This is a genomic window from Confluentibacter flavum (assembly GCF_002843175.1).
Lineage (GTDB): Bacteria > Bacteroidota > Bacteroidia > Flavobacteriales > Flavobacteriaceae > Confluentibacter > Confluentibacter flavum.
This window is the reverse complement of record NZ_PJEO01000042.1, coordinates 25581-44473: the sequence shown is the minus strand read 5'-3', so window position 1 is coordinate 44473 and position 18893 is coordinate 25581. Positions and strand designations below refer to the sequence as shown.

At 34.1% G+C, this 18893-nt stretch carries 15 protein-coding genes and 3 pseudogenes; 10 read left to right on the top strand and 8 right to left on the bottom strand.

All coding sequences use genetic code 11. The features are described from left to right. Positions 1 to 113: 113 nt before the first annotated feature. The 3 genes and pseudogenes from CSW08_RS11655 to CSW08_RS18515 all read right to left on the bottom strand — a co-directional run. Positions 114 to 1406, bottom strand: coding sequence for a tetratricopeptide repeat protein (locus CSW08_RS11655; RefSeq protein ID WP_203226884.1), 1293 nt, complete (start codon positions 1404 to 1406; stop codon positions 114 to 116). A gap of 89 nt (positions 1407 to 1495) precedes the next feature. Beyond that, positions 1496 to 2419: pseudogene (locus CSW08_RS18385) on the bottom strand (DUF4331 family protein). A gap of 81 nt (positions 2420 to 2500) precedes the next feature. Beyond that, a pseudogene (locus CSW08_RS18515) lies at positions 2501 to 2728 on the bottom strand (DUF4331 family protein); the annotation flags it as partial. A 150-nt stretch (positions 2729 to 2878) separates the two neighbouring features. On the opposite strand from CSW08_RS18515, the gene CSW08_RS11640 reads away from it, so the two are divergent. Together CSW08_RS11640 and lpxD are read left to right on the top strand one after the other, a co-directional pair. Continuing rightward, a complete protein-coding gene (locus tag CSW08_RS11640; protein WP_106660056.1) occupies positions 2879 to 4051 on the top strand; it encodes an LETM1-related biofilm-associated protein in 1173 nt (390 codons plus the stop codon). 73 nt (positions 4052 to 4124) lie between these two features. Then, positions 4125 to 5117: a UDP-3-O-(3-hydroxymyristoyl)glucosamine N-acyltransferase gene (lpxD, locus tag CSW08_RS11635; protein ID WP_106660055.1), complete on the top strand. Its 993-nt coding sequence runs from the start codon at positions 4125 to 4127 to the stop codon at positions 5115 to 5117. Between the two features lie 100 nt (positions 5118 to 5217). Here the strand turns inward: lpxD and CSW08_RS11630 are convergent, their stop codons facing one another. Next, entirely contained in the window at positions 5218 to 7986 is a 2769-nt protein-coding gene (locus CSW08_RS11630; protein WP_106660054.1) for a M16 family metallopeptidase, read from the bottom strand. 306 nt (positions 7987 to 8292) lie between these two features. Between CSW08_RS11630 and CSW08_RS11625 the strand changes: the two genes are divergently transcribed. From CSW08_RS11625 to CSW08_RS11595, 8 genes and pseudogenes are all read left to right on the top strand, one after another. After that, the gene (locus CSW08_RS11625) at positions 8293 to 9057 is read left to right on the top strand and encodes a ParA family protein (RefSeq protein ID WP_106660053.1); all 765 of its coding nucleotides are present in this window, start codon (positions 8293 to 8295) and stop codon (positions 9055 to 9057) included. Between the two features lie 3 nt (positions 9058 to 9060). After that, positions 9061 to 9972 carry a ParB/RepB/Spo0J family partition protein gene (locus CSW08_RS11620; protein ID WP_106660052.1) on the top strand — a complete coding sequence of 304 codons (912 nt, stop codon included), beginning with the start codon at positions 9061 to 9063 and terminating at the stop codon, positions 9970 to 9972. Next, a complete protein-coding gene (locus CSW08_RS11615; RefSeq protein WP_106660076.1) occupies positions 9962 to 10576 on the top strand; it encodes a DUF5683 domain-containing protein in 615 nt (204 codons plus the stop codon). Before CSW08_RS11620 ends, CSW08_RS11615 begins: the two co-directional genes overlap by 11 nt. Before the next feature lie 7 nt (positions 10577 to 10583). Then, positions 10584 to 11288 carry a 4-hydroxy-tetrahydrodipicolinate reductase gene (gene dapB / locus CSW08_RS11610; protein WP_106660051.1) on the top strand — a complete coding sequence of 235 codons (705 nt, stop codon included), beginning with the start codon at positions 10584 to 10586 and terminating at the stop codon, positions 11286 to 11288. A 67-nt stretch (positions 11289 to 11355) separates the two neighbouring features. Continuing rightward, positions 11356 to 12936: pseudogene (gene lepB / locus CSW08_RS11605) on the top strand (signal peptidase I); the annotation flags it as partial. A gap of 6 nt (positions 12937 to 12942) precedes the next feature. After that, on the top strand, positions 12943 to 13359 hold the full coding sequence (locus CSW08_RS18380; protein ID WP_238987254.1) for an RDD family protein: 417 nt from the start codon (positions 12943 to 12945) through the stop codon (positions 13357 to 13359). Positions 13360 to 13367: 8 nt separating this feature from the next. Beyond that, on the top strand, positions 13368 to 13994 hold the full coding sequence (locus tag CSW08_RS11600) for a WbqC family protein (RefSeq protein ID WP_106660049.1): 627 nt from the start codon (positions 13368 to 13370) through the stop codon (positions 13992 to 13994). After that, positions 13994 to 14302, top strand: a complete 309-nt coding sequence (locus tag CSW08_RS11595) for a DUF6122 family protein (RefSeq protein ID WP_106660048.1) — start codon at positions 13994 to 13996, stop codon at positions 14300 to 14302. Before CSW08_RS11600 ends, CSW08_RS11595 begins: the two co-directional genes overlap by 1 nt. A gap of 84 nt (positions 14303 to 14386) precedes the next feature. Here CSW08_RS11595 and CSW08_RS11590 read toward each other — a convergent pair whose 3' ends face one another. The 4 genes from CSW08_RS11590 to mutL are packed head-to-tail and all read right to left on the bottom strand — an operon-like array spanning position 14387 to position 18890. Beyond that, positions 14387 to 15412: an endonuclease/exonuclease/phosphatase family protein gene (locus tag CSW08_RS11590; RefSeq protein ID WP_106660047.1), complete on the bottom strand. Its 1026-nt coding sequence runs from the start codon at positions 15410 to 15412 to the stop codon at positions 14387 to 14389. A 3-nt stretch (positions 15413 to 15415) separates the two neighbouring features. Continuing rightward, positions 15416 to 16285: a rhomboid family intramembrane serine protease gene (locus tag CSW08_RS11585; RefSeq protein WP_106660046.1), complete on the bottom strand. Its 870-nt coding sequence runs from the start codon at positions 16283 to 16285 to the stop codon at positions 15416 to 15418. 1 nt (position 16286) lies between these two features. Then, on the bottom strand, positions 16287 to 17036 hold the full coding sequence (locus tag CSW08_RS11580) for a rhomboid family intramembrane serine protease (protein ID WP_106660045.1): 750 nt from the start codon (positions 17034 to 17036) through the stop codon (positions 16287 to 16289). A gap of 3 nt (positions 17037 to 17039) precedes the next feature. Next, on the bottom strand, positions 17040 to 18890 hold the full coding sequence (mutL, locus tag CSW08_RS11575; RefSeq protein ID WP_106660044.1) for a DNA mismatch repair endonuclease MutL: 1851 nt from the start codon (positions 18888 to 18890) through the stop codon (positions 17040 to 17042). Between the last annotated feature and the right edge of the window lie 3 nt (positions 18891 to 18893).

The following is an 18893-nucleotide window of genomic DNA, read 5'->3' as shown; positions in this document are numbered from 1 at the left end:
AAAAACCCAAAACCAAACTTTAGGTTACCTTAAAATTGAATTTTCACTTCATTTATTAACTCCCTCAAATTAATAGTCAATCCCATACAAGCTTTTTTAAAAATGAATTGTTATTAAATGTTATTAATTCTTTGTTCCATTAATGGGCCTAATTCAAAAGTGCTTTTTAACAATTCTTCTTTTAAAGCTTCGGCCTCTTTTACTTTTCCATTGGCTTTATAAACTTTAGCTAAATGGAATAATGTTTCTGGACTATAGGTTTTATTGGCCACATGTTCTTCCATAATCTTTAAGGCTTCCTTAGCATCTCCATAATTAAAATATGCCCAAGCTAACAAACTATAAGATTGTGGTGTAGGCCTGTTTTTAATTTCTGTTAAGGCTATATCAGTGGCTTCTTTAATCTTGTTTAAGTCTTCAGTATAAAGAATCGCATTGTAAGCATTATACATATGGCCATAATAGTCATTTTTGACCTCAGCAAAATAAGATTCCAAATAAGTTTGTTTCGCATTGTAATCATTCATATACTCCGCTATCTCAGCTTTTAACAAATAATAATCCGGTGATTTATGTTGCACCATGATGGCATCTAAAATTCGTAAAGCTTCTTTAGGATTCCGTTCATAAGAATAAACAATCCATGCAATTCCTTTTTTAGCATACGCATCATTAGGATTTAACTTTAAGCTTTTTAAATAGTAATTATAAGACGCTGAAATTTGTCCGTTATGCCCATAAAAATCAGCCAAATTAGTATATGCCCATTGCATTAACCATTTATCTTGAGAAGACTCAACCATTTCAGTCGCTTTTTCTAAATACAAAATAGCTTTATCCAAATCACCATTATGGTCGCTCCATTTTGATAAACGAATAAGAAAATCAAAATCTTTATAATTTTCAATTTTGTTTAAATATGCTTTTGCTTTATCCACATTGCCCAATTCCAGATGCACATCAAAAAGCATTTTTTGTGTTGCGCTTAAACCCTCTCCAATAATTTCAGCTTTTTTTAATATAGCTAGCGCTTCTTGGAATCTATGTTGAGAGATGTAATTTCTTGCCAAAGCTCTTAAATAACTAGGTGTGTTATAATTTGTTTTTTCATTGGCTTGAACTAATTTTTGCTCTGCTTGAATTAATGCTTCAATATGGCCAGTTTCTTTAAATAATTGAGATTGAGATGCTGCAGCCTTAACCATATAAGGAAACTGTGCAGGTTCTTTTTCTAGCTTTTCTTCCCAAAACTTAAAATCCTCTTGGGTTAATTGCAGCATCTCGTTCTCAACAGGTGTTAAATACACATTGTAATCTATTGAGTCTGTAATTTTTTTAGGGGCTTCTTTACAACTATTAATTAGTAGTAACAAAGCACATATAATAAGGTTAAAATGACGTGTCATAATCGTTGTTTTTATTAGGTTTTGTTTTTTGTAGGTAATATATCAGAGTATGCCTGTAGGCAGCATACTCTGATTTAAGGACATTTAAACTACATCCAAGGGGATGCTAAATATGGAAATGAGGTCAAAAAAGGTTTATCATTTGCATCTACATGGTCATCACTTAAGGTTGGATTTTCAGTAAAATCTTCACCACCAAAAATTAGAAGTAATTCTACGGTAATCACATCATCACTTAGGTTACGACCAGTTAGCACATTGGTTCCATCAAAAAATGTGGTGGTTCCATCTAAAGACACATTTAAAACATCGGTCGCCAATACCCCTGTGAAAGCAGCGGCATCAAGTCCTAGTGCATTTTGATCGCCTGGATTTGCATAGGCTGGACTTAAAGCTGTTAAATTAGTTTCAAACATACTTTGAAATGCTGCGTTTTGAGCTGAAGGTATAGTTGTATTAAACATATCTTTGCTTCCAGAAGACACAAATACCGTGTTTACGGCTGGTCTACCCATTTGATCTGCTTGGGTGTAAGTTCCCGAAAAATCTGGACCAGTCGGTATTTTATTATCACCATCATTATTGCAATTAAATGCCATTAACGAAACTGCTATAGCCAATGCTACTATATTTATATTTTTCATAATATTAATTTTTAAGATTATTTGTTATTATTTTGTTTTTGATTCTACCCAAGTGTTTATAGTTCCTGAACCACCAATCAAGGATTTTGGCACTTCAACTACAACAGATAGTACATTGCTTCCTGCAAACGTATCAGACCCTGGATTGTTAAAACTTGTTGCCATACCGCCAATGATTTGAGAGTATTGGGCAAAGTCAAAAAAGAAGGGGTCGTCTCTCGGGCCAGCAAAAAAGCTCATTCCAGCATTTGTTGCCACCACAGCATTAGATCCTGTAGTAATATCAACGACTCCACCGACAGCTGATGTTACAGCAATGGTACTATTAAGTCCTGTTTGTGAAGGAGCCACAGGTCCAAAGAAATACATTTTACCATTTCTAGGAATGGCTTGAATTACCAAATCTTCAACAAAATCGCCATCGTTGTCAATATTAAATTCAATTAAAACATTTTCGCTAAAAGAAGCATTGCTAGTTGCTGCAGGGCTTAACAAGCCTTGTACGTTGGCCACAAACACCATATTGTTCGTATTCTCACCTTGAAAGGCATAAAAATCGGTAACATCACTGTTACCGCCTTGAACGGCAGGCGCATCTATATGGTCTGCCGCTACTACTACTAAGAATCCAGCTATCGCTATAATTCCAATTCCTAAAACTTTTTTTAAATTTTTCATGATTTTTGAGATTTTGTTATTTGTTATTTTCGATTCTCACTCATACCTACGCAATAATGAAAACATCGGTTTTGTTAAAAATTTGTTAAAATGAAAATTTGCAAATTTCACCTCTAAAACATTACTTTTGCAGCAAAAAGAAATAAAGCCATGAATCCATCAGCTAATGGTTGGATAAAAAAATTACTCAAAGACGTTGTTAAGAACAATTCATTCTTGGAGTTGAATGACATTGAATTTTATGATGCCCTGAGAACGTGTGGCTTTATATATGGCAGCAATGTGGAAGTGATTGCCAATACCATACATAAGAATGATCTTACCGAAGAAGAGCTTTGTAAAGTCAATTTATTATTATCTTTTCTTTATATTCACAGCAATACAAATTCGAAAAAAGCCTTTATTGAAACCGTTGTAGATTTTTATAAAATAATCAACGAGCATAAAACATCTTTTTTTAAGGATTTACTGGGTAATAAAAATTCTCATGACCTTCTTGAAAAAATCATAAATAAGCGCATTCAAATAGACACCAATGTTATTACCAAAAATTTCAACTACTTTATTATAAATGCGTTGTTATATATTGACCTATTGGCCTATCAAGAATATTTAAATCGGGAAAATATTTCAATAACCCATATTAAAAATCTAGAGGCGTCTATTGCGTTCATTTCTTTGGATGCTTTAAATTCTAAAAAAAGCAAAAACCACTACGACGAAAGTTTAATAAAGCTTTTTGATGCTTCACTAAGGTATCAAGATGATACGCATTTAAAATACCCTGAAGCCATCGGTTATATAAGAAACACGACCGAGACCTATTACGTTCTGGATTTAGCGTGCATGGCGACTTGGAGCGATTTAAAAATTGATAAAAAAGAACAACAATTTCTCGTTCAATTAGGTACGGACTTACATATTACACCAGATAGAATTAAAGAATCTATTTTAGCTATCAATCAATTTTATACTAAACATAAAAATGATATTGCCTTGTTGAGCTCAAAAAACATCGTACATAGTTTTTACGACAACTCGAGTAAAATGGTCATGAAACTCATTACTAGAAATAGCAAACGTTTGTACCAAGAGTTAAAAAACAGTAAGGAATTAATGGTTCTTCTCACACAGTCTACCAGGAGGGATCTAACACCAAAAGAACAAAAAAAAGTACAAGAACAGCTTTTGGATATTTTTAAATCTATACCGAGTCTTGCTATATTTATGCTTCCAGGCGGTGCATTATTACTGCCTTTGGTTATAAAATTCATCCCAAAATTATTGCCTTCAGCATTTGATGACAATAGAATTGACGATTAGTTAAAGGCATTTTTACAAATATTTCCATTAGATTTACCAAACAATCCAACCAAACTAATCTAAAAACCCACTTATGAAGTCTTATACAATTAATGAAATTAACGACGTTTTAAAAGGCGAACTAGTTGGACATACCACACAACAAATTACAGGTCCTGAGGAACTAAAAAAAGCTACCAATACACAAATTACATTTATAGGAAGCACAAAATATATAAAACAGTGGGCAGACTCAAAAGCTTGTGCTGTTATTGTAAATGACAACTTAACTTTAGAACATAAAGAAAATTGCGCTATTATTAAAGTCAAGAATGCCGATTTGGCGATGGCAAAAGTTTTAGAGCTATTCAATCCGGAATCCCCAGAATTTGAGGTTGATATCCACCCTACAGCTGTTATTCATAAATCCGCTACCATAGGTAACGGTTGTAAAATAGGTGCTAATTGTTATATAGGCAAAGATGTAGTTTTAGGAAACAACGTTATTTTATATCCTAATGTATGTGTGTTTGATGAAACCACTATTGGAGACTTTACCATTGTTTGGTCGGGAACAGTCATTCGGGAGCGATGTATTATTGGAAGCCATTGTATTTTCCATACTAATGTGAGTATTGGTGCTGATGGCTTTGGATATCGCCCGAGTGATGATGGTAGAGGCCTAACAAAAATACCACAGATAGGCAATGTTATTATTGGGCATTATGTTGAAATAGGCGCTAACTCGTGTGTGGATCGAGCCAAGTTTAGCTCAACTATTGTTGGGGATGGTTGTAAAATTGATAATTTGGTGCAAATAGCCCATAATAGTATTATGGGACGTTCTTGCATCATGGCCGGACATAGTGGCTTGGCAGGTTCTGTAACTTTAGGAGATGGTGTGATAATTGGGGGCAGTGCCTCCATAAAAGACCATACGACTATACATTCTGGAGCAACCGTAGGTGCAGGCTCTGGTGTTATGGGAGATGTTGCTGCGGGTCAAACGGTTCTGGGCTATCCTGCCCAAGAAGCCAGGGAAATGCTAAAACAATGGGTAGCCATGAAGCGGTTAGGCAAAAGTTGAGTTTTGTTCAAAAACAACAACAATAAAAAAAGCCAGATTATTTTAATCTGGCTTTTGTCTGTTTTAAAATGTCGAGTCGAAGTTAAGTTGACACAAAAAATTAATCCACTTTTTTATCTGTACTTTTAATGTCGGCATCTTCTACAAAATCACCTGCATTAACTACAGTCCATTTATCAAGGGTTTTAAAGTATTTTTTTATCACTTTATTGACATCTTCAACTGTTAAGCTTGTCACTTTATCTTCAATACTTTTATGAAACATCATATCTCTATCATAATATAAATTATTGTTTATAGTTTCTGTGAGCTCACCATCTTTTGCCCTCGACACATTTTCTCCTTGCACCCAACTTGTAACCGCCACTTTTAATTCATCCTCAGTAATCCCATCTTTTATAAAACGTTCAATTTCTTCTTTAAAACCCGCTTGTACTTTAGCTGCATTTTCTGGAGCATAAATGGCATAAACCAATATTGAAGAATTCTTGTCATTTTTATCGGCATCTACACTTAACTGTCCCCCAGCACCATAACTAACACCGTCTTTTTGCCGTAAACGCGTTGCGATTCTTGAAGTTATGAAGCCACCACCAAAAATCTCACCAGCAATTTGAAGAGCCGCATAATCTTCATCATTTTGACTAACTTCTGCATTTAAAACACCTATACTAATAGCATTCTTTTTGTCTGGTGTTTTGATTTTTTCATTAGCCACATTATTGGGTGTAAATTTATTTGAAATTGGTGTATAAGGTTTATCAGATTTATAATCGGCAAATTCCTTTTCAAAATAAAGTTTCAAGGCTTGTTCATCAATATTACCAATAGCCACTAAGGTTGCACTATTTGAAAGTCCAAAAAATGTAGCATGATAATCCTGTAAAGCTTTAATAGTGACAGCATTAACATCTTCAATATCTTCTGCTATGGTATTAACATGAAGTGGATGCCCTCTTTCATATTTTTGATTTATCAATGCCAGATTTTTGCTTGCCAAATAATTTGGTTCTGTTTTATTTGCTTCGATGCTGGCTAACTCTTGGGTTTTAAGTTTTTCCAATTCTGCTTCATCAAACTTTGGGTATTTAAGCATATCTGTCATTAAATCAAGCGCTTCCATTAAATGCTCTTCGGTTGTATTTATAGTTGCTGCAACTTTACCATTTGAACCATTAAAAAAAACTGATGATTTTATGGCACTCAATTTATCCTCAATATCCTGCCTCGAATTATTTTGAGTACCTTTATTTAACATTCTCAAAGTATAACTAGCTACTTTCCCTTTATTCATAAAATCATCTACGTTACCAGTTCTTACCATGAATCTTAAGGTTACCGATTTACCACGATTATCCTTTTTAATAAAGCCATATTCTATAGGGCTTTTTGGAAGTAAGCCTGTATCTAATCTATTTTGGATATTCTCATACGACACATCAAAAGCTTCACCAGCACCATAACCTTCTTTCCCTTTATAGTTTGAAACCAAAGCTTCCAATCCTTCGGTATGTTCGATTTCTACACGAATGGGTTCTTTACTAGGTATAAAATTCCCAACGGTTCTATTTGTGTTTATTAAATAGCGTTGTATGGCAGCATTCACTTTATCGGCAGTCATACTTTCTACCCTATCGCGTAGAATAAAAGAAAGTCTCCAATCTCCGGCACCAATAAACTCACTCATATAAGTGCCTAAATAAGCCGAATTTCTACTAATTTGATCGTATTGTTTCAATAAATTGGCTTTTGCTCTGTTAACTTCTTCTTCGGTCACAGGTGTTTCTACAAAACCATCTAGAACTGACAATAAAGTGGTCTCAGCTTCTTGTAAAGATTTATCGGAAGGCACATCAACATTAAAATACAAAAAAGAAGGTTCTTTAGTAAATGGCGAATAAGAATATACCGAAGCTGCTTTTTTCCCATCAATTAAGGCCTTGTATAATCTACCGGAAGGCTGGTCCGTTAAAATTTCCTCAGCAATAGCCATTGCAGCATAATCTTCGTGCGATCCAGCTGGAATATGATATAATGCCGATACAATTTGCAAATCACCTACACGGCTAAGGGTCACTCTTTTTTCACCATCCTGGGCCGGCTCTATAGTAGGAATATCTCTTAATGGAATTTCGGGATTTTTAATACCTGAAAACTTTTTCTCAATCAAAGCCAAGATTTTATCTTTCTCAAATTTTCCTGTAACCATTAACACCGCATTATCTGGACGATAATACTTTTTGTAAAAAGCTTGTAAATTTTCAATAGGAACACGCTCTATATCAGAACGATTACCAATAGTTGCAGAACCATAGTTGTGCCATAGATATGCCGTGTTTATTACTTTAAGTCTTAAAACATTAGAAGGTGAATTCTCACCACTTTCAAATTCATTTCTAACTACTGAAAATTCAGATTCCAAATCTTTTTTGGCTATGAATGAATTAACCATTCTATCGGCTTCCAAATCTAATGCCCATTCCAAATTTTCATCATTCGCATTAAAAGCCTCAAAATAATTTGTTCTGTCAAAATACGTGGTTCCGTTTGGCCTTGCCCCATATTGTGTTAACTCTTTCGGAATATCTGGATGGTTGGTGGAACCTTTAAACAACATGTGCTCCAATAAATGAGCCATACCTTTTTCTCCATAACCTTCGTGGCGCGATCCTACTAAATAGGTAATGTTTACAGTTATGGTTTGCGATGAATTATCGGGAAACAAAAGTACTTTTAACCCATTTTCCAGTTGGTATTCCGTAATACCTTCAACAGTGGCTGTTTCTTTAATTTGCGCATACGTTATGGAAGCCACTAATAGCATCACTAAAAGCGCAAAAGCATTAAGATTTTGATTGATGTTTTTCATATGTAGATATTTATTGATTTTTATTTGTCATATGTTATTCGCATATCGAAATCAGTTTGTGCGACCAATTTTTAAGTCATGCTCATTTCATATTTAATCTATTTTTTAATTTTTATAAATATAAAACTTAAATTCTTTATTCGAAACAAAAAATTATGAATTTTATTACATTTTGTCAAAATTAATAATCCCCTTAAAATGCATGATCATCCAAGCATTTTAAAAAACTCATCTATTATTAATAAGCTGAGTTTTTATTCCTCATAAATAATCGTATTTTTACCGCTAATAAAACCAAATCATTCGATGGGTAAAATCATTGCCATTGCAAACCAAAAAGGAGGTGTTGGAAAAACAACAACATCTATTAACTTAGCAGCCTCTCTTGGTGTTTTAGAAAAAAAAGTGTTACTTATTGATGCTGACCCTCAGGCAAATGCAACCTCCGGAATAGGAATAGACGTTGAATCCATAGAAATAGGTACCTATCAACTCTTAGAACATTCAAGCACAGCCAGAGAAGCCATAATAAAAACAAATACGCCTAATTTAGACATCATCCCGTCCCACATAGATTTAGTGGCTATTGAAATTGAACTTGTTGATAAGGAAGCTCGCGAATACATGCTTAAAAAAGCATTGGCCGACATTAAAAACGATTATGATTTTATCATCATTGACTGTGCCCCTTCTTTAGGTTTATTAACTCTTAATGCATTAACCGCAGCTGATGCAGTTATTATTCCTATACAATGTGAATATTTTGCATTGGAAGGTTTGGGCAAGTTGTTAAACACGATAAAAAGTGTTCAAAAAATTCATAATCCAGAATTAGATATTGAAGGCTTATTGCTTACCATGTACGATGCACGTTTAAGATTGTCAAACCAAGTTGTTGAAGAGGTGCAAAAACACTTTAATAATATGGTATTCCAAACCATTATTCAACGTAATGTAAGGCTAAGCGAAGCACCTAGTTATGGTGAAAATATAATTAATTACGATGCATCTAGCAAAGGAGCTAGTAATTACTTAAGTTTGGCAAAAGAAATTATTGATAAAAACTCTTAAATTATGGCTAAGGCACTCAAAAAACAAGCTTTAGGTAGAGGTTTGTCCGCTCTTTTAAAAGACCCTAGCAACGACATACAGTCTGTTAAAGATAAAAATGCTGACAAAGTAATTGGTAGCATTATTGAATTGGATTTAGATGCTATTGAGGTAAACCCATTTCAGCCAAGAACCAATTTTAGTGAAGAATCACTTTTAGAATTAGCTTCTTCCATTAGGGAATTAGGTATTATTCAACCAATAACCGTTAGAAAATCTGGATTTAACAAATACCAATTAGTTTCTGGAGAACGTCGTTTTAGAGCTTCCAAGATTGTTGGATTGGAAACCATTCCTGCATATATAAGAATTGCCAACGACCAAGAATCGCTGGAAATGGCTTTGGTTGAAAACATCCAACGCCAGGATTTAGATGCCATTGAAATTGCCTTATCATACCAACGATTAATTGATGAGATTAATTTAACGCAGGAACAAATGAGTGAACGTGTTGGCAAAAAACGTTCAACCATCACCAATTACCTTCGCTTACTTAAGTTGGATCCCATTATTCAAACAGGGATTCGGGACGGCTTTATTTCTATGGGTCACGGACGTGCCATTATAAATATTGAAGACCAAAAAATCCAGTTGGATATTTACGAGAAAATATTGGAAAAACAATTGTCCGTTAGAGATACCGAGGCACTTGTTCGTAATTTCAATGTTTCCAAAAATATTGAAACGCCATCAAAAAATACTGAAAATCAAGCAATTCCAAATTTTGTGAAAAATGGTATTCCAGTGTTCTCTGAATACTTTGGACACAAAATTGACGTTAAAGTTTCTAGCAATGGCAAAGGAAAAATCACGATTCCTTTTCATTCTGAAGAAGATTTTAACCGTTTAAAAAAATTAGTTGAAGGTGCTAAATAAATTTCTGGTAATTTTTGTGTGTTCTTGTTTGTTTTGTCATTCATTGATAGCCCAAGAAAAAGATTCTACAGAAATTAGCATACCAAAAGAGGTCATTATAGATTCTACCATAGTTATTAGCAAACCCATTGACGCATTAGCACCAGCCAGAGCTGCTTTTTATTCAGCTATATTACCCGGTTTAGGACAAGCTTACAATAAAAAATACTGGAAAATACCTATCGTTCTTGGGGCTATAGGCACAGGTGTCTATTTTTACACAACAAATAATAAAGAATACAACCGATACCGAGATGCTTATAAAAGTAGGCTGGCCGGTTTTAAAAATGATGAATTCTATTTTGATGCCCAAGGCAATCCATTAGCAAGTCCAAGAGTAACTACAGAAGGTTTAGAGCGTGGACAAGAATTTTACAGAAGAAACAAAGACCTTTCCATTTTAATTACAGTTGGTCTTTATGCATTAAACATCATTGACGCCAACGTTGATGCCCATTTGATGCAATATAATATTGATGAAAATCTGACTTTAACGCCGCATTACAAATTAAATGAAATAGATGGTAAAGGTCAGACTGGGGTAACTTTAAATTTTAAATTTTAAAAAAGAAATGAATATAGCTTTACTAGGATACGGAAGAATGGGACAAACCATCGAGCAAATTGCTATAAAACGTGGGCATACGATTGTTTTAAAAGTTGATAAAGACGATACCGGCTACGATATTACAAAAGCCGATGTCGCCATAGATTTTAGTATCCCCGATGTAGCTTTTAATAATATTTCCATGTGCTTAAACAATCAGGTTCCCGTTATTTCTGGTACTACAGGCTGGTTACATGATTACGATAACGCCATCGCACTTTGCAAAGAAAAAAAAGGGGCTTTTATTTATGCTTCAAATTACAGTTTGGGCGTAAATATTTTTTTCGAGCTTAATAAAGTACTCGCTAAAATGATGAGCAATTTAAAGCAATACAATATTTCTTTAGAAGAAATTCATCATACAAAAAAGTTGGATGCGCCTAGCGGAACGGCTATTTCTCTAGCGAATGACATAATTGCTAAACACAGTACTTACGAAAATTGGGCATTGCATGAAGGAAATGAGAACACAATTCCTATCATTGCAAAGCGCATAGAAGATGTTCCTGGAACCCATACCGTTACTTATGAAAGTGATGTAGATACCATTACCATTGAGCATATGGCACACAACAGGGGTGGCTTTGCTCTTGGTGCTGTAATTGCAGCAGAATGGATTGTTGGAAAAACAGGTATATTTACCATGAATGATGTGTTAAATATTGGTTAATCCATTACAACCGTGTAACAGGTTTACATGCCAACCCACTAACTTTATAAATTAAAAAATTACGATTATGACGCTAACACAATGGTTAATATTTATTTTGATTATTCAAGTGATCCATGGATTGGGCACTTGGAAGTTATACCAAAAAGCAGGCAGACAAGCATGGGAGGCTTTTGTTCCTGTTTACAATGGTGTGATATTGATGAAAATAATAAACAGACCGTGGTGGTGGGTTATTTTAATGTTCTTACCTGTAGTAAACCTGATCATGTTTATCGTGGTATGGGTAGAAACTGCCAGAAGTTTTGGTAAAAACCAACCTATAGACACGTTTTTAGCCATCATTACTTTTGGATTTTATAATTATTATTTGAATTATTTCACCCATGTTGAACATGTAAAAGACAGAAGCTTGCACCCAAAATCAAGTTCAGGTGAGTGGGCAAGTTCCATTTTATTTGCTGTTGTAGCCGCTACTATTGTACATACATATTTTATTCAACCATTTACCATTCCATCATCGTCCTTAGAAAAATCCTTATTGGTGGGCGACTTTTTATTTGTTAGTAAATTCCATTACGGTGCCAGAGTACCAATGACAACGGTTGCTGCACCTATGGTTCATGATACGATTCCTAAATTAAACGTAAAATCTTATTTATTTGACGACCATAAAGGAAGTGACTCCTGGATGAATAAATTACAACTCCCCTATTTAAGAATTCCTGGGTTCCAAAAAATAAAAAGAAACGATATTGTGGTTTTTAATCAGCCCGCAGACACGCTGCTGGATATGAATAATTTTCAACCAGATAGGAATTATTATAAACCCATAGACAAAAAAACAAATTTAGTAAAACGCTGTGTAGGTGTTCCAGGTGATTCCTTAGAAGTAAGAGCGGGCTATGTTTACATCAATGGAAAAAAGAATGAGTTACCCGATAGAGCCCATTTACAATTTAGCTATTTCGTTCAGCCAAAAACAAGTCAGTTTGACCCTATGTTTATGGCTAACAGGTATGATATTACGGATAGATTTCAAATCATAAACAATCAAAACACCTATTATTTTTCAGCCATTTCAGATGAAGCTTTAAAAAATTTCAAAAACAATCCTAACGTCGTTAGTATCACACCTAACATACAGGAAAAAGGTGAAAGAGACCCAGGTATATTCCCTCATAACCCACAATATAATTGGAACAATGATTTTTTTGGTCCTTTATACATTCCAGAAGCTGGAAAAACCATAGACATTAATTTAGAAGTATTGCCACTATACAAACGTGCTATTTCGGAATACGAAGGCAATACGTTGGAAGTAAAAAATAAGCAAATTTATATTAATGGTAAGGTGGCAACCACGTATACTTTTAAGCATGATTACTATTGGATGATGGGTGACAATCGTCATAACTCCTTAGATGCTAGAGCTTGGGGATTAGTGCCATTTACCCACGTAGTTGGAAAACCTGTGTTTATTTGGATGAGTTGGAATAGTTTCGGACAAGGATTTAATAAGATTCGTTGGGAACGCATGTTTACAACCGTTAATGATAGTGGAAAAGCAACCTCTTTTTTTATTCCTTTTCTAATTTTACTAGTTGCTTTTATTTTATTTAATAAGTGGTTTCAGAAAAACAGAGAGAAACTAATTGTCAAAACAATTGGGACAGAAAAAAAATATTCATCAGTAGCAAATAGAATTAAAGCTGCTTTCATTGATTCTGTAATTTTAGTTGGTGCAATCTATTTAACCTCTGAAATATTTGCGTTATTTGATTCCATACCAAATATTGTGAAAATTATTGTTTCTGTTATAATTTTCGTATTATATGACCCATTATTAACTAGTATGAATGGTGGAACAATTGGGCATTCAGCATCAAAAATTACGGTGCGAAAAGATGGAGAATTTGACAAATATATTTCCTTCCCGAATGCTTTTATCAGATTTTTATTTAAAGTAACTTTAGGATGGATTTCACTCTTAACTATTACTGGAAATGAAAAGAAAAAAGCAATCCATGACTATGTTGCCAAATCTGTAGTAATTGATAAAGAGGGTTAAAATTCTGAATGGAAAATATTTTAATCCATCCAACATATTTTCCAAATATCTCCCACTTTGTCGCCATGGTAGATACAGATGAAGTCGTGTTTGAAATGGATGATAATTTTTTAAAACAAACTTATAGAAATCGCACCTATATATATGCGGCCAATGGAAAGTTAGCTTTAAACATCCCCGTTATTCATACTCAAAAAAACCGTCAGAAATACAAAGACGTAAAAATATTCAATGAAGAAAAATGGCAAGACCACCATTGGAAATCATTATTGTCAGCTTACAGAACATCACCTTTTTTTGAGTATTATGAAGATGAGCTTCAGCCATTATTTCAAAAAAAAAACAATTATATTTTAGATTTCAATTTCAATTGTTTTGAAACCGTTTGCGATTGTTTGCAATTGGAATTAAACACATCAAAGACAACAATCTATCAAAAAGAAGTTGAAGGCATAGACGATTATAGATATTTGGTAGATGCCAAAAAAGACTATTTAAAACCTTTTGAAATGTACAACCAAGTCTTTCAAGAAAAGCATGGTTTTATAAATAATTTAAGCATTCTGGATTTACTTTTTAATGAAGGCCCAAACGCATTGAATTATTTGGAATCTCAAACTTTATCACCTTTATAATGATACAAACTGTTGCCCATTACGGATGTCATCTATTGTTACCACTTTTTGTGGCTTTGATTTGGTATAAATCGCAATGGAAACAGGCGTTTTTAGTTATGTTGGCTGGTATTTTGATTGATTTAGATCATCTGTTGGCAACCCCTATTTTTGACCCGAATAGATGCAGTATTGGATTTCATCCACTTCACTCCTATTATGCCATGACGTTTTATGTGTTTCTTTTATTTCCGAAGAAATCTAGATTAGTCGCTTTGGGGTTGGTGATTCACATAATAGCGGATTTCGTGGATTGTTCTTTTATGTGAAAAGTTGCCACGAATTCACGAATATTGACAAAATAGATTCCTGTCTGCGCAGGAAATCGAAGATTCGACGAAGTCAATGACAAGTTAATCCTCTAAACTCAACTTAGTCATAATCGGATAATGATCAGAATAATGCTCATTATACGTCTTAAATCCGTTGACAGCAAAAGCGTCGTCTGCAAACATAAAATCGATTCTAACGGGAAAAAACCTAAAATCATACGTCCGTCCAAATCCATTACCAGCTTCAATAAAAGTATCATTTAAATCGCCTTTAATACATCTATACACATACGAATAGGCGGTATTATTAAAATCGCCAGAAATAATCATTTTGTACTTGCACTTTTCCTTATGTGCTAAAAACAGCTCGGTTTGGCTTTGCTGCATTCTAAACGTTGACCCCACACGGTTAAATAGATGTGATGTGTTTTCTTGTTTCAACTTTTCAACATTGGTATCAATTTTTAAAGATTGAAGATGGATGTTGTAAATCCGAATCGTGTCCTTCCCTTTTACAACATCAGCAAATATGGCATTGTTAGCCGTATTTGGAAACTCTAAAGACCCCGAATGTATAATGGGATATTGAGAAAAAATAACTTGTCCGCTTTTTAATTTTTTTCCAGAGAGTTTTTCATATTTATATTTAAAAAAAGAAAAATCCACGTCAGGATTGGGATGATAATCTTGGATATTCAAAATATCTGGTGACTCTTTTTTAATAAAATCCAGTATTTTAATATCTATATTGTCTTCGGGAATCCACTCATATAAATTAAACAACCTAACGTTATAATTCATCACTTTAATATTGTTGACATGCCCAATATTTTTAGAAGATGAAAATTTATACAACGAGCCATACGTTATGTACCCAATTAAAAGAATCACTAATGATAATATAAGTTGCTTTTTTAATTTGAACAACCAATACATAAAAAACAACACATTGATTATCATAAGCACCGAGACACCCAAACTAAGTACAGAAAATACAAAAAATGCTTTTGGGGGCAAATAAGGCAATATGTAAGATAGCAGCAGTAAAGTAGCCCCAATGATATTTAAAACAAATATAATTTTATCAATAAGGCTTAATTTTCGCATAATCTATTTACCAGCTCTAAACAAATATTCCTTTTCTTCGGCAGTTAAACTTTCATAACCACTTTTACTAATTTTATCTAAAATAACATCAATCTTTTTCTGATGATTAAACTCATCAAAATCGGCTTTAGTATAACCACCGACTTTACTTTTATTTTTATGGACTGTTTTTAATGGCGATTTTTTTGAAAAACTGAAAAAATCAACAAAAGCATCCATAAATTTTCCAAATCCTTTACCTATATCGTGTCCTTTAGCAAATTGTTTTGCATACACATAACCAAGCAACGCTCCTCCAAGATGGGCCAAATTACCCCCTGTATTGAGTCCGAAAAGTCCAATAACATCAACAATAACAATTGCTAGACCAATGTACCACAATTTAAGATTGATTGTAAAAAATCGAAGTTCTTTATTAGGCATATAAGCACAAAGAAAAATAAGTAAGGCTCTTACCGAAGCTGAAGCACCAACTAAACTGGATGTTGCTAATAAACTAGGGAATATATTATAACCAATCATAAATAAGAGTCCACCGCTAATAGCTCCCAAAAAATAGACGTTTAATGCGAGTTTCGGATTAAACAAATTAAGAAACCATTGCCCTATCACATACAGCCATAGCATATTGAAAAGGATGTGGAAAAAATCGTAATGCGCAAATGCATAGGTAATAATGGACCAAGGTTTTAGAATAAACGTTTCAAAATCGCTTGGTAATTCTAACCAACTTAAACTAACACCATTTGAATATCCCATTATTAGTGATAAAACAAAACCAAAGAGAAAAATAATGACATTAACAGCAATGATTTTTTCTAACACGTTCAAGCGTGCCAACTTAGTCTTTATATCTTGAGCGAGTGATGTCATTTTAATTCCAGCGATTTTTGTTAAACTGATTTTTTTTCCAATACCACATAATTAAAAATCCGGTTAAGGCACCACCAACGTGTGCCATGTAAGCCGTGTTACTCGGACTGAAAAACGATTGACCCGTTACACCAGAAATTAAATCTAAAATAATAATACCAGGAATAAAATATTTAGCTTTTATGGGAATAGGCAAGAAAATAAGCATGAGTTCTGCATTGGGGTTCATCATGGCAAAAGCTGCCATAACTCCCATGATACAACCTGACGCTCCTACCATAGACGCATTAAAAATGGGAAATATTTGTTGAAGTTCATAAAATTGAGACTGACTAACCCCTTGTAACACCTTATTGGTAGATAGCATTTGTGAAATCTGGTCAGAGGTTAATCCAGAATTGATTAAGTTATTAAACGCTGGTAAATATTCCATGTAATAATAACCTACTTGTAACGCAACAGCTCCTAATCCCGCTGATATATAAAGAAATAAAAATCGTTTGCTTCCAAGATAATATTCTACTGGAGAACCAAACATCCATAAGGCAAACATGTTAAAAAATATATGCATCACACCGCCGTGCATAAACATATGGGTGATGATTTGCCAAGGTTTAAACGCTTCGTTTTGTGGAAAATACATGGCAAACCAATCTGTAAATAAAACACCTTGACCGATGGTTAGGGTGCCAATAAACATAATCACATTAATGATTATTAAATGTTTCACGGTATCTGAAATCCTCATCATACTCTATATAAATTTTTTATCCAATTCATCAACGCTCATGGTAATAAACGTTGCTTTATTATTGGGTGACACATTAGGTTCTTTGCAAGCAAACAGGCTATTTACCAAATGTTCTTGTTCATCTTTTTTAAGTGATTGTCCTCTTTTAATCGCCAAACTTTTTGCCATGGATTTTGCCAATAAATCGGTGGCACTAAAATTACTATCAGGCACTTCATTTTCTACATCGCTTATTAAATATTCTAAAATATTACGCACATCATGTTCTGGAATATTAACCGGCAACCCCATAATTTCAACAAGATCTTTATGAATGTTTGAAAACACAAAACCGGCATGTTCCAAATCTTGTTTTAACTGTTTAATGATGTCTATATCTGTTGTTGAAAAATGGAGTTCTAGCGGAAATAATAATTGCTGACTCATCCCCTCTTTGATAGTCATGCTCTTAAGAAAATCTTCATACAAAATACGCTGATGCGCTCTGTATTGATCTAAAATAAGCATCCCCGATTTAATTGTGCTAACGATGTATTTATTATGAAGTTGGTATGTGGTTTGAACGTATTCAGCCTGCGTATCACTACCAAATATGGATTCCGTGGATTCTTCACTTTCAAAATGAACTTCACTAAATTCTTTTCTAAAATCGTTTCCCTTTGATTCTAATCCGACATACAAACTATCCCAATTCGTTAAGGTTTGGGTTTTAAATGCTGTTGTTTGTTTCCCAGGGTTATAAGACTCTTTAAACGGATTAAAACTTCTATCTACTTCAATAACTGGGTTATTGGCTTCAGATTTATTATAATCATATGGCGTATCTAAATTGGGGTCTCGCTCAAAATCCAGTACCGGTGCAATATTAAATTGTCCCAAACTGTGTTTCACTGCCGAACGCAATAAGGCATACAGAGTATGTTCATCATCAAACTTAATCTCTGTTTTTGTGGGATGGATATTGATATCTATGGTTTGTGGATTTACGGTTAAATATAAAAAATAACTGGGGTGTAAACCGTTTTTTAACAAGCCATCAAACGCAGACGATATGGCATGGTTTAAATAGCCACTCTTTATAAATCGATCATTTACAAAAAAGTATTGTTCCCCTCTGGTTTTTTTAGAAAATTCGGGTTTGCCTACAAATCCAGATATTTTTAAAACCTCTGTAGTTTCTTCAACAGGCACTAATTTTTCATTGGTTTTGTTTCCGAAAATACTAACAATACGTTGTCTATAATTACCCATTGAAAGGTTAAAAACATCGCTCCCGTTATTAAAAAACGACAATGAAATATTAGGGTGCGCCAATGCAACACGATGAAATTCATCAATAATATGGCGCAATTCCACAGCATTGGATTTTAAAAAATTACGACGCGCTGGAATATTAAAAAATAAATTCTTTACCGAAATGGATGTCCCTTTTGGGGTAACTACAATATCTTGGGAAACAATGCTACTGCCTTCTATAATAATGGCATTACCAACGTCATCATGCTCTTGTTTGGTTTTTAATTCCACATGGGCAATGGCTGCGATGCTCGCCAATGCTTCCCCACGAAACCCTTTGGTATGGAGTTGAAATAAATCGTCGGCTGTACGGATTTTAGAGGTGGCGTGACGCTCAAAACTAAGTCGGGCATCGGTGGTGCTCATTCCTTTACCATTGTCTATGACCTGAACAAGGGTTTTTCCAGCATCTTTTATAATAAGTTTTATGGTAGTTGCTTCGGCATCAATGGCATTTTCCAAAAGTTCCTTAACAACGGAAGACGGACGTTGAACAACCTCTCCTGCAGCAATTTGATTAGCCACATGATCTGGTAAAAGTTGTATAATGTCTGCCATGAA